Here is a 23,333-nt window from a genome sequence, read left to right as displayed (position 1 = left end):
GTCCCCCTTTGAAGGGGGCAGGGGGATGACAAACGGAAACTATAAAACGATAACCTCAACTACAGCAACAGCAGAAATTCCCCTCTCGGGAGGGGTAGGAGTGGGTGGAAACTGCTACAATGAAACTATAGCAGTATCAGTCACCAAACAAAAAAAACAGCCCTGGTTTCCGAAGAAACCAGGGCTGCTCAAAAGTATAAACAAGGTCTTATTATCCGTTGATAGGAGTCAGGTTAATGGCTTCTACGGCTTTAATTTCGGGGATGGCTCTTAACACAGACTGCTCTACACCGGCTTTAAGCGTCATGGTAGACATAGGGCAGGAGCCACAGGCACCGAGCAATTCCAGCTTCAGCACCATGTCATCGGTTACTTCCAGCACTTTCACGTTGCCACCATCTGCCTCCAGGTACGGTCTGATCTGGTCAAGGGCACCTTCTATACGGTTCAGGAAATCTTGATCTATGTTACTAGCTGCCATATTTTGTTAGCTTTTAATTTCTACGGGTTGCGTTTTGCCTAAAGTTGCGTTGCGAACAGAAACCTGCTGCGCCACAGCCTGGGCTAACTCTCTGAAAACACCGGAAGCCGGAGAATCGTTCTGTAAAACTACCGGAGTTCCGGCATCACCATTTTCGCGAATACTCTGCACAAGCGGAATCTGGCCTAATAGTGGTACTTCGTACTTATCTGCCAGCGCTTTACCGCCACCTTCGCCAAAAATATAATATTTATTTTCAGGAAGCTCAGCAGGAGTAAAGTACGCCATATTTTCCACTACGCCCAAAACAGGTACGTTGATCTGCGGCTGACGGAACATTTGCAAACCTTTCATGGCATCGGCCAAGGCTACTTTTTGTGGCGTGGTAACTATAACTGCACCTGTTACCGGCAATGCCTGCACCATCGTTAAGTGAATGTCTGAAGTTCCTGGCGGCAGGTCAATTAGTAAGTAATCTAAATCACCCCAGTCTACATCCGAAATAAACTGCTTTAAGGCAGAGCTTGCCATCGGGCCACGCCAGATGACAGCGCCATCGGCAGGAGTCAGGAAGCCGATCGACATCATTTTAACGCCGAACTTCTCAATAGGAACGATGTAATTCTTGCCATGGTCGCCTTGTATCATGCGCGGACGCTCGTCTTCCACACCAAACATCGTTGGCATAGACGGTCCTGAAATGTCAGCATCAATCAAACCAACACGTGCACCGCTTTCAGCAAGGGCAATTGCCAGGTTAGAGGTAACCGTAGATTTACCTACGCCACCTTTACCAGAAGCAACGGCAATAATATTTTTAACGCCACCAACTACAGCAGCGTTATCGGTGCGGGCAGTGGTTACGCGCGAGGTCATGTTCACGGTAACTTCTGCGTCTTTGTCCACCATGGTATGGATGGCGCGCACACAGGCGTTGCGGATCATGTCTTTAAGCGGGCAGGCAGGCGTTGTAAGGATAACAGTGAAGCTTACATTTTTACCATCTACCTGTACGTCCTCCACCATGTTCAGCGTAACCAGGTCTTTGCCAAGATCGGGTTCCTCCACATAGCTGAGGGCTTTTAGTATATCTTCTTTTGTAATAGCCATAGTTGTAATATGAAGCTTGCGCTCAATTCTGCTGCAAAGATACAAACAAAATACAACAGATGCAGGCCGATGTAGAGATGATGTTTGTCAGTTTTGAAACAGAAAAATTCAGGTTTGTGCCCGATCCCGCAACTATCCTAAGCCCGGCGAGCAACTATACTCTGGAGGTTGAAAGTTGGTCCCATAGTTTAAGTAACTACAAGTTAAAGCCGATAAGGTTTGAGCTGCCTGCTTTTTGCGTTGAACTATAGTTCCGGCAAATTTAAATTCACACAACAGCTCGTCCGAAATTCGAAGTATCTGTTATCTTTGTCATCCCGCAAAAGTGTAGTAGCATGTCCCTTATTCCAAAAGAAACCGTTGACCAGATAATTCTCCAGGCTGATATAGTGGAGGTGGTAGGCGATTATGTTTCGCTGAAGAAAAAAGGGCAAAACATGTGGGCCTGCTGTCCCTTTCACCACGAAAAATCTCCATCTTTCTCTGTATCACCGGCTAAAGGCATTTACAAGTGTTTTGGTTGCGGCAAAGCGGGTAACTCGGTGCAGTTTATTATGGATGTGGAAGGCGCCAGTTTCCCGGAGGCTCTGAAGCATCTTGCCAAAAAGTACGGCATTGAAGTTCCAGAGGAAGAAACGAATGAATACAGCCAGGAGCAGAGTGAGCGCGATAGTTTATTTATAGTTTCGGATTTTGCCAACAAGCACTTTCAGCACAACTTATTTAACCACGAAGAAGGCAGTATTGGCCAGTCGTACCTGAAGCAACGGGGTATGAGCGCGGCAACTATAAAGAAGTTTGAGCTGGGCTATAGTGTGGAAGCGTGGAGCGACCTGACCGATGCTGCGCTAAGGGAAGGCTACAAACAACATTACTTAGAGGCCACCGGCCTAACTATAGTTAAAGAAGACAAACGTTACGACAGGTTCCGGGCGCGTGTCATGTTCCCGATCCATAACGTGTCGGGCAGGGTGGTCGGGTTTGGTGCCCGTACCTTAAAATCAAACGACAAAAAGAGCCCGAAATACCTGAACTCGCCGGAGTCTGAAATTTACCACAAGAGTAATGTGCTCTATGGTTTGTTCCAGGCGAAGCAGGCGATGCGCATGCAGGATATGTGCTTCCTGGTGGAGGGCTACCTGGATGTGATCTCGTTACACCAGGGCGGCATCGAGAACGTAGTGTCGTCGTCTGGTACGTCGCTTACCGAAGGCCAGATAAAGCTGATTGCACGCTATACGCACAACATTACCGTACTTTATGATGGCGACGCCGCCGGTATAAAAGCATCGTTGCGTGGTATTGATCTTATCCTGGAACAAGGGTTGAACGTGCAGGTAGTAACTTTTCCAGAAGGCGAGGACCCGGACTCTTACATCCAGAAAGTAGGCGACACAGCTTTTAAGGCCTATGTAAAGCAAAATGCCCAGGATTTTATCTCTTATAAGTCGAGCTTATTTGCCGAGGAAGCCAAAGGGAACCCGGTAAAGAAAGCTGAAGCGATTCGGGAGATTGTTACTTCTATTTCCAAAATCCCGGATTCAATTAAGCGTTCGGTATTCTTCCAGAGCACCAGTCTTATTTTCGATATCGACGAGCAGGTACTGATATCAGAGTACAACAAAATGCACCTGCAGGAGCGCCAGCAGCAGCAGAAAGCCGGTAACCCTGAAGCATTTGCACCGCAACCTATAGTTCCGGAACCTGAAAAGGAAGTGCCGGAGCTGGAGGTGACTAAACGCTACGAACGCGAAATCGTGCGCATGATCCTGCATTACCCGGACCAGGAACTGGAAGATGGCATAACCACCAGCCAGTACATGCTGGACCAGCTCGACGATATTGAGTTTGTAACGCCGCTTTATATTCAGATCATTGATTTTGTAAAGGAACGACTCAACAGCGGTGTACTTCCGACAGCAAACGATTTTATTACTTTTCCGAAGGAAGAGATCAGAACCGAATCTATCTCGCTGTTAGCTGAGCCCTACGAACTTAGCCCGAATTGGGAAACGCACCAGGTTTTTGTGCCCCGTGAAACCGATCTGCTGCCTTATGGTGCCGAAAGAGCCGTAATGCGCCTGAAACGCAGAAATGCAGAGCTACTCCTAAAACAGGAAAGCGAAAAGCTGCGCCTCGTAACAGACCCTACAGAAGTGGATAGGGTGCTGAAATTGATCATGAACTTAAGCTCTTACTATAAGCAGCTCGGCGACCTGCTTGGTATAGTTGTGAACAGGTAACTATAGTTCTATCGAAATTAAGCTATAGTTTAAACTATAAACCGCACCTGCTATAGTTAATTCAACAATACAATCTTCCCGCACAACCATAAAAATTAGCATCTTTCCTTTAGAGAAGGCCTTTTCTTTCTACCTTTGTTCAGTTTTCCGAATATCTGCCTGGCAGGCTATAGTTCGGGGTGTATGGCTTTTGAACAATGCCCCGATTTTTATAGTTATGGTAAGTAGAAGCAACAAGTTTTCAAAAAGCAGGGAGAGAGGTAGTTAACACTGTGCTTTATCCCGCAAAACATCTTATGGAGAATACAAACACTGAAACTATAAAACTCGATCCGATCGAGGACGCCATCGAAGATATCCGTCAGGGTAAAGTAATTATTGTGGTGGACGATGACGATCGTGAGAACGAAGGCGACTTTATCTGCGCCGCCGAGATGGTAACGCCTGAGATCATCAACTTTATGGCTACCCATGGCCGTGGCCTAATCTGTGCACCGCTTACAGAAGAGCGTTGTGAAGAGTTAGGTTTGGAACTGATGGTAGGTCGTAACACAGCCCTGCACGCTACACCATTCACAGTATCAGTAGATTTGATCGGGCATGGTTGTACTACCGGTATTTCAGCATCCGACAGAGCAAAAACCATACAGGCCCTTGTAGACCCAAACACCGATCCGCACTCGCTTGGTAAGCCGGGTCACATTTTCCCGCTTAAAGCTAAGAAAGAAGGCGTACTGCGCCGTGCCGGACATACCGAAGCAGCAGTTGACTTAGCTCGTTTAGCCGGACTTGCACCTGCTGGTGTGCTGATCGAGATCATGAATGAAGATGGTACGATGGCCCGCCTGCCGGACCTGGTACACGTAGCCAAGCGTTTCAACCTGAAGCTGGTTTCTATCAAAGACCTGATCGCGTATCGCCTGAAAAAGGAAAGCCTGATTGAGCGTGAAATTGCTGTGCATCTACCAACCGATTACGGTGATTTCGACCTGTATGCATTTACACAGCGTAGCAATGGCGCCAAACACCTGGCACTTGTAAAAGGTACCTGGGAAGAAGGCGAGCCAGTTATGGTACGTGTTCACTCCTCCTGCGTAACCGGCGATATTTTTGGATCATGCCGTTGCGATTGCGGGCCACAACTGCACGAAGCCATGCGCATGATTGAGCGCGAAGGCAGAGGCGTTATAGTTTACATGAACCAGGAAGGGCGTGGCATTGGTTTGATAAACAAACTGAAAGCATACAAACTACAGGAGCAGGGCCGCGACACCGTAGAGGCAAATCTGGAGCTGGGCTTTGGCATGGATGAGCGTGACTATGGCGTTGGTGCACAGATACTGCGCGACCTTGGTGTTACTAAAATGATGCTGATCTCCAACAACCCTAAAAAACGTACCGGTCTGATTGGTTACGGACTGGAAGTTGTAAGTAACGTGCCTATTGAAATTGCTCCTAACAAGCACAACCAGAAGTACCTTACTACCAAACGCGACAAACTGGGGCATGAGATCCTGGGTAGCGCAATTGTAAACAGATAACTATTTCTCTGTAAGGAGATTATATATAGGGCCAGTGCAGAAATGCACTGGCTTTTGTTTTTAGTGTGTTGCCTAAATATTTATATCTTTTTTAAGAAAAAACATACCTGTTGGGCTTATTTCATAGTTACTTATAGTGTAGGTAAGGGCACAATTTTAACTAAGGAGGGAAGCCTATGAAAAGTATTTTATTATTCAGATTACTGCTTTTTTCTGTTATATGCCTGTTGAGCAGTACAGCATTAAAAGCACAGACAAGAGAAGCCATTGATGTTCAGATCTGGCCCAGAGGGGAGGTAACACTTACTTCAGGCGAGGTGCTGAAAGGTGTAGTTACCTATTACAGGTCCCAGGATATAATTACAGTCTCGCTCGCCGATAATACCCTGAGTTCATTATCGCCGGTAAATGTTGCCAAATTTGAAGTATCGAATGCGTACAGTAACCGGCGCCATTTGTTTAAATCCATTTACTGGGATCAGGGCGATGAGCACACGGATTTTAAAAAGCCTACCTTTTTTGAGCAGATAATGGAAGGGAACATAACCTTACTGATGCGTGAAAGCTATAACAAACGCATTGTAGATTCTCACCTGGCCAGCATGATGGAGAACAGGACAACCGACCCATTAGGCTACCCGATACAGGGAATTTATTACGACCAGATAAAGCCGTTGTTTTATGTGATGAACCCGGCTGGCGAAATAAAAGTGATACAGCAGACCCGTAAAGATTTCCTGCTCTACTGCGGCAAAAAAGCACCCGTCATAAAGTCTTTTGTACGTAAGAATAGACTGAATTTTGATCAGCCGTCTGACTTTATAGCCATCGTTAACTACTATAATACCCTATAAATCGCGCATTTTAAGAACGGCATAGGTCAGCAGTAAAAACAGGCCCACGTAAAGCAAAGCAGGCAAGGTAGCCATGGCAGGCGAAAGCTGTTCTATTGGTGATGTTAACTGGCCGAACAGATCCTGCCCCGGCATCGGTGTTAAACTATCCAGCGCCTTCATCGGGAAATATTTATCGATGTGGTCGGGGAGGTTAAAATGGATAAGTGGCTCTACGATCTTAGTGTAGGCTATAAACGCGATAATGGCCAACCCGCTCTTCCGGACTATAAACGCAAACAGCATGGCAAGTGTCATATAGGCAACGGCCTGCACAAAGTAATAAGGCAGGTAATCTATCTGGCTGAACAAAGCCTGCATCGACTTGTCTGAACTATAGACAAGGCCAAAGTAAAGGCCCAGCACCAGTATGAAAACTGTGCTGAAAACTGCTAATGCCAGAACCACATAAAACTTTGCCAGTACCACTTCGGCACGCGAAAGCCCGTCAATTACCTGTTGCCTGATCGTCCGGAAACTATACTCATCTGTAATCAGCACAATAACCAGGATACCCAGCAGTAGGTTAAAAAAATGGGCGACATAGGTCAGGCGCATCCACAGGCCCGGAAGCTGAAACGTCTCGTCGCCCAGGGCTTTGTTATTTATCTGTATACTGGAGCTGGTGTAAAGTATAAGCAACAGCAGGAGCACATAAACAGCAAGTATAATCCAGAAAGTACGGTAAGGGAATATTTTACGGAACTCTGTTCGGAGTAAGTTCATCAGTATTAGGATTTTATAATCTCAAGAAACTGTTTTTCGAGGCTTTTGCGACGCGCCACCAATTGCGACAGCACAACGCCCTGTGCAAACATATCGCGGTTAAGGTCTGTGCTGCTGTAGCCTTCCTGCAAAGTTAGAATCACATAGTCTTTCTCCTGCGCAAATTGGGCAATGTAAGGCAGACGCTCCAGTAATTGAAGTACCGGGGCTAAGTATTCGGCACTAACTATAAGCTGCTCTTTTGCTGATAAGATATTACCTACAGGGCCATCGGTTACCAGTTTGCCGGTGCGCAATACCGCTACGTGTGTGCATACTTTTTCTACTTCATCGAGCAGGTGGCTGGCCAGGATTATAGTTTTACCCTGGGCTGCAATGCGCAGTATCAGGTCACGCACTTCGGCAATACCCTGCGGGTCCAGTCCGTTTGTCGGCTCATCCAGTACCAGTACTTCGGGATCGTTTAACATGGCAGCGGCCAGGGCCAAACGTTGCTTCATACCCAAGGAGAAACCTTTGAACGTCGTGTTGCTACGCGTACCCAAACCCACCAGATCCAACATTTTAGCTATGTTCTGGTGATCTGCGCCTTTGGTGTCGGCAATTACCTGCAGGTTGCGTTTTGCAGTAAGGTAAGGGTAAAAGTTAGGTGTTTCCAGGATGGCGCCTACGCGTTGTTTGGTTGCTTTGCTAATACCATCACCGAACCAAGAAAAGCTGCCGCCGGTAGGCTGTATCACATCCAGCACCATACCCAGTGTTGTGGTCTTGCCACTTCCGTTCGGGCCGAGCAACCCGTAAATACTGCCTTCCTCTACCTGCAGACTCAGGCTGTCAACGGCTTTCAGGCTGCCATATTTTTTAGAGAGATTATCTATACTTAAAACGATAGCCACAGATATACTTGATTAAAGATGTGCCCAAATGCAGGCTTAACAAATATAGTGTTTTTGTTTTATAGTTGGGCTGCGCTATTAACTGGGTTTTATGGAGCGGATTATCTACTTTAGAATCATAATGGAAGATCTATCGCTGGAAGCAGAAACTATAAACTATAAAAAAGAGGAACTTACCTTAAGCGCTGCCAAAGCAAATGTGCTGGCCCTTGTTTTTATAGTTCCGGTGCTGCTTGTTTGTGTGTCGGCCTATGTGTGGCTTTGGCCCGAACAGTTTGAGATGCATACCCTTAAAAGCTTTTACCATGCTAATAAAGAAGAAGTGTTTCTTTACCCGTTGCTGCTTTTTATTCCGGGTGCAGTAATTCATGAGCTGCTACATGGCCTAACCTGGGCAGTTTTCTGTAAACATGGGCTGAAATCAATAAAATATGGCGTGCACTGGCAAATGCTGACACCGTATTGCCATTGCAAAGAAATGCTTCCGCTTACACCTTACATATTGGGTGGCATGATGCCGGGCCTTGTGATGGGCGTGCTGCCAACTATAGTTGGGCTTACGCTTGGAAGTCTGTATGAATTCGCGTTTGGATTGCTGTTTACTTTCGCAGCCGGCGGCGATGCGCTTATACTCTGGATGCTTCGGAAAGCCAGGAAGCAAGATATGATCCAGGACCACCCGGAGCTGATAGGCTGTATAGTTTATAAGAAAGTTTGAAACCAGATTTACAGGTAAATTCTATAGATTTATACCTTCTGAGATTACTGATCTATTCTTCTCACCTGAATAATAAACTCCTGAAACTTTAAGTTATGACCAAATTTTACCTATTCCTGTTTTCACTTCTGGTAACTATAAATGTAAGCTGTTTGGCGCAGTTCACTGCCTCTGACCTGAACCATTTACACAATACGGCAGCTTATAAAGGCGGCAAAGATGAACTTGCAAGGGTGTTGGCCAAAAATATCAGGTTCCCGCAGGGGGATTTTATGAGTAAAAAGCTTATAACTATAGTTGGGGTGCTAAAGATTGACAGGAAAGGGGAGATAGTAGAAGTCGGAACGCTGCACAAAGCGGATGAAAGCTACACGGCAGCTTTTAAAAATGTAGTTGAAAAAACGAAAGGCAAGTGGGAAGCAACGAACGATACGGCAAAATACTTTTATGCTGTTATTCCTGTTCAGTTTAACTACATGGATTCAGGTTATACCTTGTTTGATGCGAATAAACTGGCTTATTTCCAGGAAACGATAGTAGTAACTGTGGCAGGTGCTCGTGGGGCTTTTGCCGGACTGTATGAAAAATATGAAAGCGAGCTTATAACCCAGGTAAACGAACTATCTAAAAAAGAAGCCTATTCCGAAGCTGTAAAGCCAATGGCCGAACTTGTAAACCTGCAGCCCCTGCACACAGGCTACTACGATCCGTTGATAGGATTGCTCAAAAAAGCAGGAAACACCGCTGAAGCAGCACATTATGAGCAGGTAAAAGCGTTGCTTGCGGGCCAAAACCAATAAATTTCTGAATACACTATAATTGCAGTTGAGTGTGCAGTTCATCTATAACACGCAGCTCTAACTATAGACAGCTTGTATTGAGCTGCAAACTATAAGTTTTGCCTGACAACTCTGCTTTAACACCTTTATCTATCCGGTTTTTACTATATTGTTTGCTTAACCTGCCAGCGGTGGGTTGTTTTTGCATCTATCCTACAAAACGTACCATGAGAAAACTTTTACTCCTGATGCTGCTTGCAGTGGCAATTCGCCCAGCTATAGCACAGCGTCCGCTTAATCCTGATTCTGCTGTTACTACCAAACAACAGGTAACTGTTAAAGGCAAAAGCATTCCCTACAACGCTACCACCGGCATGCAACCCGTTTGGGACGAGAACGGCAAAACGATAGCTGGTTTGTTTTTTACTTATTATGAGCGCTCCGATATAAAAGACCGCGCTTCGCGTCCGCTGGTTATTTCTTTTAACGGAGGTCCTGGCTCGGCTTCGGTTTGGATGCACATTGCCTACACAGGTCCCCGTTTGTTAAATATTGACGACGAAGGCTACCCGGTGCAGCCATACGGTTACCGCGAAAACCCGGAGTCGATACTGGATGTGGCCGATATTGTGTATGTAAACCCGGTGAACACTGGCTACTCGCGCATGGCCGAAGGCGTGGATAAAGATAAAATGAAGGAAAAGTTCTTCGGTGTGAATGCTGATGTAAAATACCTGGCAGAGTGGATCAACACGTTTGTAACGCGTAAAGGCCGTTGGGCATCACCAAAATACCTGATAGGGGAGAGCTACGGAACCACCCGCGTTTCGGGATTGGCACTGGAGCTGCAGAACTCTCACTGGATGTACCTGAACGGCGTTATACTGGTTTCGCCAACCGATTTGGGTATTGAGCGTAGCGGCCCTGTTGATGCAGCCCTTCGCCTGCCGTATTTTGCAGCTACTGCCTGGTATCACAAAAAACTGCCGCAGGATCTGCAGCAGAAAGACCTGGATGTGTTACTGCCCGAAGTGGAAGCTTTTACTACCAACGAGCTGCTACCGGCTATCGCGCAGGGTGGTTTTATAGAAGAAGCGCATAAAAAAAAGATCGTATCTAAAATGGCCCGTTATGCCGGTCTCTCCGAGCAAAGCATCCAAAACTATAACCTGGATGTGCCTACCAACTTTTTCTGGAAAGAGCTGCTCCGTAACGAAGGCTACACTATTGGCCGCCTCGACTCTCGCTACAAAGGCATAGACCGACAGGATGCCGGCGATCGACCAGACTTTAATGCCGAACTAACCGCCTGGCTGCACGCCTTTACCCCGGCCATAAACATGTATTTGCGCAACGAGCTCAAGTATAAAACAGACGTGAAATACAACATGTTTGGCCCGGTACATCCCTGGAACCGCAGCAACGACCGCACCGGCGAAAACCTGCGCCAGGCAATGGCGCAAAACCCATACCTGCACGTGCTGTTCCAGGCCGGCTATTACGATGGTGCTACCGATTACTTTAATTCCAAGTACAGCATGTGGCAACTAGACCCGAGTGGCAAGCTTAAAAACCGCCTGGACTGGAAAGGCTATCGCAGTGGCCACATGATGTACCTGCGCAAAGAAGACCTGGTAAAAAGCAACGACGACCTGCGGGAGTTTATCCGTAAATCGCTGCCTAAAGCTGGCCAGCCGGCGAAGTATTAGCAGGGAGCCTACAACTTTAGTTTAGGTAAATATCTTATTAGGTGCAGATCTTAAGAACCAGGACAATTATTAATTACTCACTATTCATTACTCATTAACAACTTTGGCAAAAATTAAACTATACCAGATAGACGCTTTTACGGATAAAGTCTTTGGCGGCAACCCGGCGGCGGTGTGTGTGTTGGATGCATGGCTCGATGATGCAACCATGCAAAACATAGGCGCAGAGAATAACCTGGCCGAAACTGCTTTTGTGGTGAAAGCGGGTGATGATTATGAAATCCGCTGGTTTACACCTACTGTAGAAGTGGACCTTTGCGGGCACGCTACCCTGGCAGCGGCTTATGTACTGTTCAACTACTATAACCATCCATCCGAAACTATAAACCTGAACTCAGCGCGCAGTGGTTTGCTTCGGGTGCAACGGAATGGAGACCTGCTAACCCTGGATTTCCCGACGGATGTGTACGAAGCAACTGAAACGCCTGAAGCGCTAGTAGAAGCATTTGGCAAAGCGCCGCAGGAAACTTACAAAGGCAAAACCGATTACCTGCTGATCTATAGTTCCGAAGAGGATGTGGCTGGCTTTAACCCGGATACGAACCTGGTAAATTCAGTGGAAGCGCGTGGTGTTATCGTTTCAGCACCGGGTAGGGAGGTAGATTTTGTATCACGGTTTTTCTGCCCTCAGGTAGGGATCGTGGAAGATCCGGTAACAGGTTCGGCTCACACTACGCTTACACCTTACTGGAGCAACCGCCTGAACAAGCAGGTGATGACAGCCAAACAACTTTCAAAAAGGCAAGGAAATTTAACCTGCGAGAACCTGGGCGACCGCGTAAAGATTACCGGTAAAGCAGTTACTTATTTAACCGGCGAAATTGAGATCTGAGAGCAGCCTGCTATAGTTCTGTAAGGCTCTTTTTCTGCAGATCAAATTATTGCGCTTATAGATATAAATGCCGGTTAAGTCTATCTTACCGGCATTTGTTTTTCATCATGCCCAAACTACTATAACTTACTACCATGAACGATACTCAACCAATATGCAAACTCTGAAAAAAGCATTTCTATTTACACTACTCTTTGCCGTTTGCTGGGCCTGTACCACTACCAAAACCGAGACTGAAGAAGTAGGGACCATGGACCAATTGGCCGAACGTTACGTGAAGACACTGCTCAGACTAGGTCAGTACGACAGCGATGTGGTGGATGCCTATTACGGCCCTGAAGTATGGAAACCAACCGGCGAACCAATAGACTCCCTGCCTGCCGATGAATTTTTAGCAGAGTTCAAAGCCATACAGGCACAACTACAGGCACAGGACACCACAACCCTGGCTGCCGACGAAATGCGTCGCCTGGCTATGTTTAAAAAGCAGATACTGGCCGCCATTACCAAAGTAGAGATGATGCAGGGTAAGAACTATAGTTTCGATGAGGAAGCTAAACTGTTGTACGATGCCGAACCTCCGCATTACGCGCTTTCTCATTTCGACTCCATACTTACAGCCATAGATAAGCAACTGCCCGGCAAAGGAACTATAGCTGCTCGCTGGGATGCGTACCGTGCCCGGTTCGAGATACCGAAAGCAAAGCTGGACACCGTTTTTAAAGCAGCCATTGCCGAAGCCCGCAACCGAACCAAAGCACACTATAAGTTACCGGCAAACGAAAATTTTACCCTCGAATTTGTGACGGATAAAGCCTGGTCGGGCTATAACTACTACAAAGGCAAAGGCTATAGTCTGATCCAGATCAATACTGATTTCCCGATCTACATTGAGCGTGCCATTGACCTGGCCGCGCATGAAGGTTACCCGGGCCACCATGTATTTAACGTGTTGCTAGAGCAGAACTTGGTAGATAAAAAAGGCTGGAAAGAATATTCGATCTACCCGCTGTTTTCGCCGCAAAGTTTAATAGCCGAAGGCAGCGCCAACTATGGCATCGATGTGGCTTTCCCGGCACAGGAAAGAATAAAGTTTGAGAGAGAAGTACTGTTCCCGCTGGCAGGTTTAAATGCTGCCGAGGCCGACCGCTACTATACCATACTTGATATGATCGGACAGCTGGACTTTGCCGGAAACGAAGCGGCCCGCCTTTACCTGAACGGAGAAATCACGAGAGAGCAGGCTACTGATATGTTGGTAAAGTATAACCTGTATGCCCCGGATAAAGCCCTGCAGCGCACCCGCTTTATGGACAAATACCGCAGCTACGTGATCAACTATAACCTGGGCCAGCAGCTGGTTCGTAACTACATCGAGCGCAACGGCGGCACCGATAATAACCCTGGAAAGCGATGGGAATTATTCGGCGAACTACTCTCAAACCCGAACACGGCCTCCATGCTGAAATAAGAAACTATAGTTACAACTAAAAAGCCACCGTTACTGGTGGCTTTTTAGTTGTAACTATAGTTTAGCTGGCTTCTTCCTGCGGGATGATCGTGATTTTTCCATTCTTCTCCAGGATAGCATATTTGATCTGGTCCAGGCGTTGCAGCCCGTGCAGGTCCCTTGCAGACTCCATTATATCCGCTTCATCTATTCGTTCTTTTCGCATGCGGTCGCGGAGCAGTTGGCCTTTGTCCATAATTATCAGCGGGCTTCCGTCTACCAGTTTTTCTATCGGATTAAACTTTTGCTTCAGGAGCGATATGATAATATCGAGTATGATCAGCGTCATGATGAGCAGCAACCCGTTGGTAAGCGAGAAGTCGTCGCCCAGAAGTGCCTGCTGCGTAGTTTCGGCAATGATCAGTAACAACACAAAATCAAATACGGTAGCATCGTACATCGTTCTCTTTCCACTGATCCTGAAGATCAGTAGCAGAAAGACATAAATGACAGCGCCTTTTATGATCGTATCCATCGTTTTTATCAGTGATTAAGGGTACACAAATTGTGATATTGTAACGGTCTCGTTATCGGGGCCTTTGGCAACTACCTGTAACGAACCAATATGCAGGGGTTTGGTGTAAAACAGAATTATAAATTCCGGTTTTGTTGCCCGGAAGGTGTATGTAATACCATCCTGACTGATCTCTACATGCTCCGGTTCCGGCACAATTTCTTCTACCCGCACCTTGTCATAGAATTCCTTGCTGAAAAAGAGGGAAGGGCTCGTCGTTTTAAGGTTTTGCAGGCTGATCTTCATTTCTCCTTCCACCTCATCCCGTAAAAAGCGGTCATATTCCACCTCCATCGTCTGCGAAGCCGTTTTTTTTGTTGTTTTGTTGATGCCTTTTACACCGCCCCGCCCTGTAAAACCAAGCAAGGCAGCTATCACGATAAGAAGCAGAACTACCCAGCTTATCCGTTGCACGGTCCAGGTGCGATGATCCATTTCCAGGTCTTCATCTATTTCCAGTTCTCCGTTATGCTTTTTCATGCTGTCAGAATATTGTATTATGGCATTAAACGAAGGAAGTGAGAGAAGGATATTATAGTTGTTGAGACATCAAACTATAAACTGTTTCGGGCTGCGGATAAAAGCAAAAAAGCCACCTGTGCGGGTGGCTTTTCAAACTATAAAAACAGCAACTGGTACTTAGGCCAGCTTCACAAAAAGTTGTTCTTTTTCACGACGTACTTTTTTGGCAGTTGCCAGAAAATCGGCTTCGGTGTTGCGGTAACCTATCGGCATTAGCGTTACGCTGCGCAGTCCTTTTTCTTTCAGGTTCAGCAGTTCGTCCAGCGCATCCGGGGCAAATCCTTCCATTGGCGTTGCATCCACTCCCTGCTCGGCTGCAGCAGCCAGGGCAGTGCCAAGTGCAATATAGGTCTGGCGAGCGGCCCACTCATACTGCTGTTCCTGTGTACGGTTTACCACAGAGCCCATCAGGCTGCCCTTAAAGTCTGCAAGCGACTCTACCGGTATCTGGCGCACCTCCGCAATGTTCTGCATATAAGCATCTACATCGGCTTCGGTTACCTTATCCCAGGCAGCAAAAATCAGCAGGTGCGATGCCTCCACAATCTGAGGCTGGTTGTAAGCTACTTTCTGTATTTGTGTGCGCAGTTCCTTATCTTCTACAACCAATACGGTGTAAGGCTGTAAGCCCATAGACGAAGCAGACAAACGGGTTGCTTCCAGTATATAGTCAATCTTCTCCTGCGGTACTTGTTCACCGGTCATGCGCTTAGTTGCATAACGCCAGTTCAAATGATTAATCAGTGTCATTTATATGTAAGTAAATTTAATGTATGTACATGCAATATAGAGTAAGAACGTTGATATTCCATATTTTGGTTCCGAAAAATATTTTTTAATGGGAGCTTAGGCAGGCTTAGAAGCTTGGAGAAAGGGGGTGGGATTTTGTGTAAATGCTTCTTATTCAGCAGGCTGGTATAACGAAAAATAGCTGCCAACTGGCAGCTATTTTTTTAGAGTATAATCGGCTATAGTTTATAGTGGTAGTTTCATGTCCTGCATCAGGCGGCCTACCGGGTACATATTGTGGGTTGGCTCGTAATGAGGCGTGTTGCGGTAAACAAAATCCAGTTGGGCACGGGCATTTTTGGCAAACTCCGGATCAGCTTTTCTGCGGTCTTCCAGTTTTTTGCGTAACGCAGGGTCCTTTTGCAGGTACTCAGCAGCCAGGTCCTCAAACACATAGCTCGAAAAGTATTCTTTCTGCATCAGTATCGAATCAAAGAAGTTCCAGGCGAAGTACGAATCCGCTGCCTGCGGCTCCAGTGTTTCTACCAGGAAACGGTTGGCTTCCTGGTTCAGGTACACCACGTAATCGCCTTTCAGGAACTGCCGCGGCATCGTTCTTTTCTCCACTTTTACATCTGTGTGTATGTAATGGCCTTCGTATGCGCGCGGGCCAGTTTTATAGTCGGTAATGTAATAGGTGTCTACAGCTATAGTTGTGTCTTTGGTTAGCTGCTGCATTTCTACCTTGTTGGTTTTCAGGCGGTCAATTACTTCGTGCCAGGCAAAAGGTATAATGTAGGCTACAGGTTTTTCAACTATAGTTGTCGGGGTAAAGGTGTTGTAATAGTTGATTTTCTTGCTGTAAGGCGCTTTACGGTCGTAGTACAGGCGCTCCAGCCCGCTGACTTCGCTCGGTTTATACTTTGCTGCATAACCTAAAAATGGAATCTGCTCTACTTTGGTTGTGTCGAGTTGCCAGTTCAGGTTAAAGTTTTGTTGCTGCAATGTTTCCTGTTTGGCTTTGGCGCGTAGTTTTCCGATCTCATCGGCATCGCGGTGCACCGTCTCGATCATGTTCTCCATCAGCTTATAGGTTGCATCTACGCGTTGGTTAAATGGCTTAAGCATGTGTGTTTCCGGCACAAAACCAATGGTGTTGTAAAGGGCCGTATAACCCGTTGCGTAGCGCGGCGATTCCATAAAACCGATAATACCTTTATCCGGGGTTTCATCAACCGTGTTCATGTAAGGTACCATTGGGTATTTGTCCTTTTTCATGCCAGCGTATAGCGTAGGAACCATTTTCTCGCTGAGGTATTTTGCCAGCGTCGGGTTCAGTTTGTTGTGCTGCGTGGCAATCAGGGTCATCACATGCTGGTAATCGGCTCCGTTCGAGGTATGGTTATCCATGAACACATCCGGATCCCAGTCGCGGAAGATCAGGTGAAATAGTTTGGCGTTGCGGGAATCAGTTTTAATGTAGTCGCGGTTCAGGTCCAGGTTTCGGGCATTGCCTCTGAAACCGTATACCTCCGGGCCGTTCTGGTTGGTGCGGGTGTGGCTGTTGCGGTTAAGGGCGCCGCCAATGTTATAAACCGGAATAATGGCTAATACCACATTGTCCAGCTGTTTGCGCTTGTTTTTGTCTGCCAAGTAATCGCGGGCCAGCATCATGGTCGCGTCAATGCCTTCGGGCTCACCCGGGTGTATGCCGTTCTGTATCAGCAGCACGCGTTTGTTTTTTTCTTTGATAGAGGCCGGATCAAAATCCTTGTCAGTAGAAACGATGACCAAGTGCAGCAATCTTCCGGAATCAGTGTAGCCGTAGGGCACCATCTTCACTTCCTCGTACGCCTTGTCGAAGTTTTTGTACCATTCTATCGCTTCGTCGTAGGTGGCGGTAACGTTGCCGTTTCCTTTTTCATAGGGCGTTTTCAGGTCGGTTTTACCTGGTGTGCCTGTAGTTAGCAGTGTGGCTAAAAGTAGCGTGGTTAGCATAGGTAGGTATAGCTTGTATTATTGAGATCGTAATTTAAGGTATTTCCGGTAAGAAATCCAGGTAGTAAACTATAGCACGGGCTTAAAACAAAAACTCCTGCCATACATAACCTATAGTTCGTGTGTGGCAGGAGTTTTTTATAGTTCAGGGCTTAGTACAAGCGGCGGTCCTTTTTGTTCGGGAAGATAGCTTTATCTAAACTATACTTGCCGGGGCCGATAAATAAAAGCGAGAAGAAAAGGATAGCTGCCTCCAATGCGTGGGAATACCCGATAAAGCCGTCGCCAGCGGTCATGTGGCGCAGGGCTGCTACAAACATGGTAACTACCAGTAAGGCGCAGGAGATCCTGTAAAAGAACCCAAGCATTATCAGGGCACCACCCACTACTTCGGCAAACCCAGCCATAAAACCCCAGAAAACAGGCATAAAATCAATGCCAAGCAACTTCATGTTACTCCCGATCTGTACCCATGTTTCAGAGCCGCCGGTCAGCTTTGGCCAGCCATGTAAAATAAACATCCAGCCAATACCGAGTCGCAGTATCAGCAGTCCAAAATCTTTGTACTTGTAGCGGGAGCGGAGTAGTGCCATGCAGCAATAATACTAATTCGCTGTAAATATTACAAGTGGCTAATATATAAGAATTGCTTTAATGCGTGTAGCAGCCGGCACGGTTTCGGGCGTAAGCCGCGAACGGTCGTTGGCAGGTATCTGGCTGGTATCCAGCACAAAGCTCATTCCACCATCTTTTGCAACAGCAACCAGGCCTCCGTCTGCCAGGGTAACGGTATTTATAGGGTGCTGCTTTTGTGCATTTTCATACGTGTCGCCAACACCTATTCCTTTAGCTGTCTGGTATTTGCCGGACTGCACATTAAGGCGCCATACTTTACAGCCTGTAGTACATTGCTGCTCTACCAGTATGCCTTTTTCCTCATGTTCAGGGCGAATAATGTAGGCTGTAGCTTGTGTTCCTTCCTGCTGCAACATGGTATCTGCTATGGCAAAACCTGCCGGAATAATCTGCCGCATCTGCTCAATATCATCAGCTATAGTTATAAACCCCACCTTGCCGGGCGCAATGCGGAGCTGGTCTGCAGTAGGGGTTATCGTTTCACCAGTTGCTTCGGTAAGGGGTTGTTCTGTAGTGCCGGCCGTTGCTCCCTCTACGTTCTGGTCGTTCTGCGAGAGACAGGCGGCCATGCCCACCCCCAGCAGTATTGCGTAAAATATATTTTTGATAATCATAGTTTGTTTATTCGGGTTCTAAAATATTCTTAAACCTTGATGCACTGCAACAGGTTGTTGTATATTAGCACGAAAAAGAAATTCGTTTATTTTATCATACCTCAACTAAAAATAATAGAAATGGCTAAACCACTGATACTGATTTCGAACGATGATGGCATTACTGCACCGGGCATACGCACGCTGGTAGAAGTTGCCATGCAGATAGCCGATGTAGTGGTTGTAGCTCCGGATGGGCCGCAATCCGGAATGGGACATGCCATAACTATAGGCAACACGCTGCGCCTCGATAAGTCAATTGCTTTCGATGACCTGGGAATTGAAGCTTACGAATGCTCCGGCACACCAGCAGACTGCGTGAAACTGGCCAAATATCACGTGCTAAAAGACCGCACGCCAGACCTGGTAGTGAGCGGCATTAACCACGGTTCTAACTCCAGCATCAGTGTCCTGTATTCCGGAACTATGTCGGCAGCTATTGAGGCGGCGATAGAAGGCTTACCAGCTATCGGTTTTTCGCTTTGCGATTACGGCCACGAAGCTGATTTTTCGCATACAAGACCTTTTGTGGAGCTGATCATCCGGCAGGCGCTTAAAAACCCGATACCAGAGAACACGGCCCTGAATGTTAATTTCCCGAAGAAAAGCGATGAAACTATAAAAGGGGTTAAGGTTTGCCGTCAGGCCCATGCCAAGTGGCAGGAAGAATTTGATGAGCGCCTGGACCCTCGTAACCGCCGTTATTTCTGGATGACCGGCAGTTTTGTGAACCACGATAAAGGCGAAGATACTGACGAATGGGCAATCGTGAACAACTACGTTTCTATAGTTCCGTGCCAGTTCGACATGACCGCTTACCACGCCATCTCTACCCTTAACAACGAATGGGATATTTAAGAACTGTACTTCATAAAAAAAGCCCGCAGCTATAGTTTAGCTGCGGGCTTTTTTTATAGTTACATCTAAGTTTTAGCTGCGTTATCATATGTCCGAATACCTGACGGCGCTGCACTGGGCAAACTTCTCAGGGGCGGCTACAGCAAACCTGTAATTTTGGATGAATAGGCCTAAAAGGCGTTTAAATTCTCTTTCTTTCTCGGGGGCGACCTGACCTTCCGGGAAATTGTATAAAAAATAGTCGATGCTGCCATCGGCCTGTAGGTATATCCTGTTAACACCGCGTACTTGGTTGCCCCACATAAAACCGTTTTCTCTTAGGAAAGCTCCCAGATCCTGTAAAAGCTTAACGTAAGCCTGTTGCAGATTGGCCTGCTGTTCTGTGGTTTTAAACACAGCCTGGGCAGAATCAGTATGAACGGCGCTTTTATAGAGACTGTCGAGCTTTTGAAACGGAATGCCCTGCTTTTCTGCTTCCTGAAAGGTAAGGGCTCTGTTCTGTCCAAGTACGCTATTCATAGTCAGAATAGCTAAAGTTATAGTTATAGATAGTCTCTTCATCGTTGATGTAATTTAATTTGTGAGATAGCCTTCTGAACTATAGCTGATAATTATTTAAGTTTTGTAATTACAACATCTGCCTTTTTACCAGACGTATCTGCAGGCTTTTTACTGCCATCGTTTGTCACGAACTGTATCGTTATTTTTTTAGTGACAGTTACCGGTTTACCGTCCACTTTGGCGGGTTCCCATTTGCCTTCCAGTGATGTTACCAGCTTCTTTATTTCATTATAAATGGCTGCGTTTTCTGTTGTGTTGCTTGTTGGCTGAGCATAAAATAACGGACCCATTAAGGTGCCATCAGCCTTTAATACAAAACCGGTTTCTACGTAACCTTCAAAAGAGGTGGCAGGGTAGCGCAGGTTCTTTGCCATATACCGTTCGAAAGAGCCATCCTTAAAAACAGGCTGCACATCTACTTCATCCAGCGCATAAAACTCTTTAGTGTATTTGCTCATCGCCGGTGTATTCATCTGTTTTTGGTTTGCCATATTTGCCGAACTATAGAACTGCACCGGGAGTACCAGTTCTGCGCCTGTTGCCTGCCCGTTTTTGGTAGCCGGTTCCCATTTACCTGAAGTAGCTGCAACGGCTGCCAGTGCGGCTTCCGCTAATTTTGCTAACATGACCTTGTTCTGTACCTGAAACGTGGAGGCATCCATGTAATCCATGTCAGCGTCTGCGCCAATGGTTTTCTTAAGTTTGGTGCCATCCAGCCTGATGTTAGAAACGGTGCCGTCTTTTTCCACATAAAACTTAACTATAACTCTGGCATCCAGATTCTCTTTTTTTGCCTCTTCGGGCAGTTGCAGATACGCGGCTATCGTTTGCTGCATGGCTTCCGGGCCGCCTTTAAATTGTGGCATTTGGTTCGCTTTGTCAGCGGTGGCGGCTCTTTCTGCTTCGCTCAGGCTAAACCTGATAGGCAAGGTAAACTGTACCGGTACGATTTTGCCATTCTGGCTGCCTGGCGTCCATTTTCCGCTGGTCAGGTTCACTACGCGCAGCGCTTCCTCGTCGGTACCACGGCCCAGTTTTTTAAGAACCTTCGCATCTTTTACCTTACCGGTTTCCTCAATCACAAATGAAACTACTACCAGTCCTTCCAGGCCGTTGGCTTTGGCATCGGCAGGGTAGGCGATGTTGCCGGCCATAAACTTCATCATCTCTGTTTCACCGCCTTCAAATTTTGGCATCTGATCCACATAGGAGAATATTTTATTTTCCTGAATTTTATTCTGTGCTATCGTTACAGAAGGCACTACAACTGCTACTGCAAATGCCATTAGGGGCGCTGCCAGCAAGGTTTTAAGCGTAGTCAGGTTTTTCATGGTCGTATGTTTATAGTTTGAGTTAAGGATTTAGAAGACAATAATAATCCTGCCCCGGCACTTAAACCGGGTTAATCAGGGAGAATATGTGGTTTTTGCTAGTTTACAAGCGCAAAGCGAATCGGGATGGTAAATCGTACAGGCACAACATTTCCGTTCTGCTTACCGGGCTCCCACTTGCCGCTCATGGCTTCAATTACACGCCGGGCTTCCTGGTCGGCGGCTTCATCCAGGCCTTTCAGTATGGTGATGTTCGATAGCGAGCCATCGGGTTCAACTATAAAACTGGCGACTACCAATCCTGCGATGCCTGCCTCTTTTGTGGTTTTCGGATAGCGGATACTACGGGCGATAAATTTCTGCATTTCCAGTTCGCCGCCTGCAAACTGAGGCATCTGCTCTACAAATTCGTATGGCTTTTCTGCGTTTGGCTCAGTTTCCGGTTGGGGCAGGTTTTCTGTAACTATAGGTTTCTCCACTGCTTGTTCGGGCTTGGTAGCAGGCAATGCTTTTTCAGGGGTTTTTGCAGTTACCATTACTTCCGGTATTTGCTGCGGTGCCTCAGCTATAGTTTGTACTTGTTCCGGTTGTGCAGTCTGTGTTTCCGGTTTGGTAAGCGAAGGCATCATATCGGCGGTAACATCTTTCGAAGAAAAAATAAAGAGCATTGCCAGCAGGAGTGGAAGTACCAGTAACGGACGAAGCACTCCGGTTTTCTGGCCGTTTTTCTGAAGCATGTGCAGGCGTTTAAAAACCTGTGGTTTCTGGAAGTAGCTTCCCACCGGAATACCTGTTTTATACAGCGCTTCTTTTGCCAGTAAGGTAGTGTAGGCCTGTGGCTGATAAACTGCTATTACTGCTGCATCTGCCTGGTATTCATGCACATCGCGGAGCTCTGTTTTAAGCAACCAGATCAGCGGGTTAAACCATAAAAGGGCGGTCAGAAGCTCATAGTACAGAACATCGTAGGTATGGCGCAATCTGACGTGGGCCAGTTCGTGGGCTATTACCTGTTGCTTTTCCTGGTCGGTTAAGTGGTGCTGGTGGTTTACGAAAATATAGTTTAGGAAGGCAAAGGTCGGATAGTTATTGCCGGTTTGCAGTACTGTTGCAGTGGTATCTATAGTATTAATCGGATTTGCAGTATCAACAAGCTTTTTTAACCGGAATAACTGTACGCCCAGCCTGGTAAGTAATGCAAAAGCTACTAAACTATACAGCACGCTAACTATAAGTGTGGGCGGAACTATAAAACCTGTGCTGGCCTGCCCATCGGGCACGTAACCGGTTATGGTAACTTCAGCCAATGGTATAGCCGAAAGGGCAGGAGCAAGGTTGTATTGCGGCACAAATGGCAATGGAAGATCAATTAACGGAAATACCAGCGCTGCAACAGGGGCAGCCAGCAGATAAACTCTGTTGTAAGCCGGCTTCGGATAACTGCGCAGCACCGATACATAAAACAAATAGAACAGGAGCAGGCACAGCCCCGATTGGATGATGTAATTACCGAGCACTTCCATTTTGCTGTTCGTTTTCGTTCAGGTCTTCTTTTACATGGCGCATCAGCTGGTCCAGCTCTTTCACATCCAGGTTATTATCCTTGGCAAAAAACGAAACCAGTTTCTCGAAAGAGCCGCCAAAGTAGCCGCTCATAAAATTCTTCAGAAAAAAGCTCTTGTACTTGTCTTCGGCAACGAGCGGGAAGTACTCGTGTGTTTTACCAAAAGCGTTATAACCTACAAAGCCTTTCTTTTCCAGTATCCGAACTATAGTTGATACCGTGTTGTAGGCAGGGCGCGGCTCAGGCATCTGTTCGATAATGTCTTTCACAAATCCTTTCTCAATTTTCCAGAGGATCTGCATGATTTCTTCTTCTGCCTTGGTGAGTTCTTTCATAGGGGTAAGGGGAATATTGAGATGAATATATAACTAAATACTTAGTTTAACAACTAAAAGTTTAGTTAATATAAAAAGAATTTCTAATTGTAGTTGTGGAGGTGGTTGGAGTAGAGGTAGTTATAAGTATGGTT

General features: G+C 46.6%; 23 protein-coding genes. 9 read left to right on the top strand and 14 right to left on the bottom strand.

Annotated elements, in window-relative coordinates; genetic code table 11:
- Positions 1–211: 211 nt before the first annotated feature.
- A complete protein-coding gene (locus tag KYK27_RS10670; protein ID WP_162346282.1) occupies positions 212–481 on the bottom strand; it encodes a NifU family protein in 270 nt (89 codons plus the stop codon).
- Positions 482–487: 6 nt separating this feature from the next.
- A complete protein-coding gene (locus KYK27_RS10665) occupies positions 488–1,591 on the bottom strand; it encodes an Mrp/NBP35 family ATP-binding protein (protein WP_199109991.1) in 1,104 nt (367 codons plus the stop codon).
- A gap of 335 nt (positions 1,592–1,926) precedes the next feature.
- Here KYK27_RS10665 and dnaG point away from each other — a divergent pair, with 335 nt between their 5' ends.
- From dnaG to KYK27_RS10650, 3 genes are all read left to right on the top strand, one after another.
- The gene (dnaG, locus tag KYK27_RS10660) at positions 1,927–3,834 is read left to right on the top strand and encodes a DNA primase (RefSeq protein WP_199109990.1); all 1,908 of its coding nucleotides are present in this window, start codon (positions 1,927–1,929) and stop codon (positions 3,832–3,834) included.
- Between the two features lie 296 nt (positions 3,835–4,130).
- On the top strand, positions 4,131–5,375 hold the full coding sequence (locus KYK27_RS10655; RefSeq protein ID WP_199109989.1) for a bifunctional 3,4-dihydroxy-2-butanone-4-phosphate synthase/GTP cyclohydrolase II: 1,245 nt from the start codon (positions 4,131–4,133) through the stop codon (positions 5,373–5,375).
- A 176-nt stretch (positions 5,376–5,551) separates the two neighbouring features.
- Positions 5,552–6,229: a hypothetical protein gene (locus KYK27_RS10650; protein ID WP_199109988.1), complete on the top strand. Its 678-nt coding sequence runs from the start codon at positions 5,552–5,554 to the stop codon at positions 6,227–6,229.
- On the opposite strand, the gene KYK27_RS10645 is transcribed toward KYK27_RS10650, so the two are convergent.
- Together KYK27_RS10645 and KYK27_RS10640 are read right to left on the bottom strand one after the other, a co-directional pair.
- Complete coding sequence (locus tag KYK27_RS10645; RefSeq protein WP_199109987.1) at positions 6,224–6,994, bottom strand: ABC transporter permease subunit; 771 nt, start codon at positions 6,992–6,994, stop codon at positions 6,224–6,226. The two genes, KYK27_RS10650 and KYK27_RS10645, sit on opposite strands and share 6 nt — an antisense overlap.
- 5 nt (positions 6,995–6,999) lie before the next feature.
- On the bottom strand, positions 7,000–7,890 hold the full coding sequence (locus KYK27_RS10640; RefSeq protein WP_199109986.1) for an ABC transporter ATP-binding protein: 891 nt from the start codon (positions 7,888–7,890) through the stop codon (positions 7,000–7,002).
- 91 nt (positions 7,891–7,981) lie between these two features.
- Here KYK27_RS10640 and KYK27_RS10635 point away from each other — a divergent pair, with 91 nt between their 5' ends.
- The 5 genes from KYK27_RS10635 (at position 7,982) to KYK27_RS10615 (ending at position 13,459) form a co-directional block, all read left to right on the top strand.
- Entirely contained in the window at positions 7,982–8,608 is a 627-nt protein-coding gene (locus KYK27_RS10635) for a DUF3267 domain-containing protein (RefSeq protein ID WP_233150373.1), read from the top strand.
- 95 nt (positions 8,609–8,703) lie between these two features.
- Positions 8,704–9,408: a hypothetical protein gene (locus KYK27_RS10630; RefSeq protein WP_199109985.1), complete on the top strand. Its 705-nt coding sequence runs from the start codon at positions 8,704–8,706 to the stop codon at positions 9,406–9,408.
- Positions 9,409–9,614: 206 nt separating this feature from the next.
- The gene (locus KYK27_RS10625; RefSeq protein ID WP_199109984.1) at positions 9,615–11,096 is read left to right on the top strand and encodes a S10 family peptidase; all 1,482 of its coding nucleotides are present in this window, start codon (positions 9,615–9,617) and stop codon (positions 11,094–11,096) included.
- Positions 11,097–11,199: 103 nt separating this feature from the next.
- The gene (locus tag KYK27_RS10620) at positions 11,200–11,988 is read left to right on the top strand and encodes a PhzF family phenazine biosynthesis protein (protein ID WP_199109983.1); all 789 of its coding nucleotides are present in this window, start codon (positions 11,200–11,202) and stop codon (positions 11,986–11,988) included.
- Between the two features lie 154 nt (positions 11,989–12,142).
- The gene (locus tag KYK27_RS10615) at positions 12,143–13,459 is read left to right on the top strand and encodes a hypothetical protein (RefSeq protein WP_233150372.1); all 1,317 of its coding nucleotides are present in this window, start codon (positions 12,143–12,145) and stop codon (positions 13,457–13,459) included.
- 61 nt (positions 13,460–13,520) lie between these two features.
- On the opposite strand, the gene KYK27_RS10610 is transcribed toward KYK27_RS10615, so the two are convergent.
- The 6 genes from KYK27_RS10610 to KYK27_RS10585 form a co-directional block, all read right to left on the bottom strand.
- Positions 13,521–13,973, bottom strand: coding sequence for a DUF421 domain-containing protein (locus KYK27_RS10610; protein ID WP_199109982.1), 453 nt, complete (start codon positions 13,971–13,973; stop codon positions 13,521–13,523).
- Between the two features lie 15 nt (positions 13,974–13,988).
- Positions 13,989–14,492 carry a hypothetical protein gene (locus KYK27_RS10605; RefSeq protein ID WP_199109981.1) on the bottom strand — a complete coding sequence of 168 codons (504 nt, stop codon included), beginning with the start codon at positions 14,490–14,492 and terminating at the stop codon, positions 13,989–13,991.
- A 159-nt stretch (positions 14,493–14,651) separates the two neighbouring features.
- Positions 14,652–15,284 (bottom strand): nitroreductase family protein, encoded by a 633-nt coding sequence (locus tag KYK27_RS10600; protein WP_199109980.1) that lies wholly within the window; start codon positions 15,282–15,284, stop codon positions 14,652–14,654.
- Positions 15,285–15,509: 225 nt separating this feature from the next.
- A complete protein-coding gene (locus tag KYK27_RS10595; RefSeq protein WP_199109979.1) occupies positions 15,510–17,261 on the bottom strand; it encodes a M14 family metallopeptidase in 1,752 nt (583 codons plus the stop codon).
- 152 nt (positions 17,262–17,413) lie between these two features.
- The gene (locus KYK27_RS10590) at positions 17,414–17,854 is read right to left on the bottom strand and encodes a DoxX family protein (RefSeq protein WP_199109978.1); all 441 of its coding nucleotides are present in this window, start codon (positions 17,852–17,854) and stop codon (positions 17,414–17,416) included.
- A gap of 39 nt (positions 17,855–17,893) precedes the next feature.
- Entirely contained in the window at positions 17,894–18,511 is a 618-nt protein-coding gene (locus KYK27_RS10585) for a mechanosensitive ion channel protein MscS (RefSeq protein ID WP_199109977.1), read from the bottom strand.
- A 120-nt stretch (positions 18,512–18,631) separates the two neighbouring features.
- On the opposite strand from KYK27_RS10585, the gene surE reads away from it, so the two are divergent.
- Entirely contained in the window at positions 18,632–19,408 is a 777-nt protein-coding gene (surE, locus tag KYK27_RS10580) for a 5'/3'-nucleotidase SurE (RefSeq protein WP_199109976.1), read from the top strand.
- 84 nt (positions 19,409–19,492) lie between these two features.
- Here the strand turns inward: surE and KYK27_RS10575 are convergent, their stop codons facing one another.
- From KYK27_RS10575 to KYK27_RS10560, 4 genes are all read right to left on the bottom strand, one after another.
- The gene (locus KYK27_RS10575) at positions 19,493–19,927 is read right to left on the bottom strand and encodes a hypothetical protein (RefSeq protein WP_199109975.1); all 435 of its coding nucleotides are present in this window, start codon (positions 19,925–19,927) and stop codon (positions 19,493–19,495) included.
- Between the two features lie 92 nt (positions 19,928–20,019).
- Positions 20,020–21,300 (bottom strand): TonB family protein, encoded by a 1,281-nt coding sequence (locus KYK27_RS10570; protein ID WP_199109974.1) that lies wholly within the window; start codon positions 21,298–21,300, stop codon positions 20,020–20,022.
- Positions 21,301–21,398: 98 nt separating this feature from the next.
- Positions 21,399–22,823, bottom strand: coding sequence for a M56 family metallopeptidase (locus KYK27_RS10565; protein WP_199109973.1), 1,425 nt, complete (start codon positions 22,821–22,823; stop codon positions 21,399–21,401).
- Positions 22,807–23,199: a BlaI/MecI/CopY family transcriptional regulator gene (locus tag KYK27_RS10560; protein ID WP_199109972.1), complete on the bottom strand. Its 393-nt coding sequence runs from the start codon at positions 23,197–23,199 to the stop codon at positions 22,807–22,809. The genes KYK27_RS10565 and KYK27_RS10560 overlap by 17 nt, the downstream gene beginning before the upstream one ends.
- Between the last annotated feature and the right edge of the window lie 134 nt (positions 23,200–23,333).

The sequence above is a fragment of the Pontibacter populi genome, from assembly GCF_019336435.1.
GTDB lineage: Bacteria > Bacteroidota > Bacteroidia > Cytophagales > Hymenobacteraceae > Pontibacter > Pontibacter humidus.
Note: the sequence above shows the minus strand (reverse complement) of the source record. Positions and strands in the feature narration are given on the sequence as shown.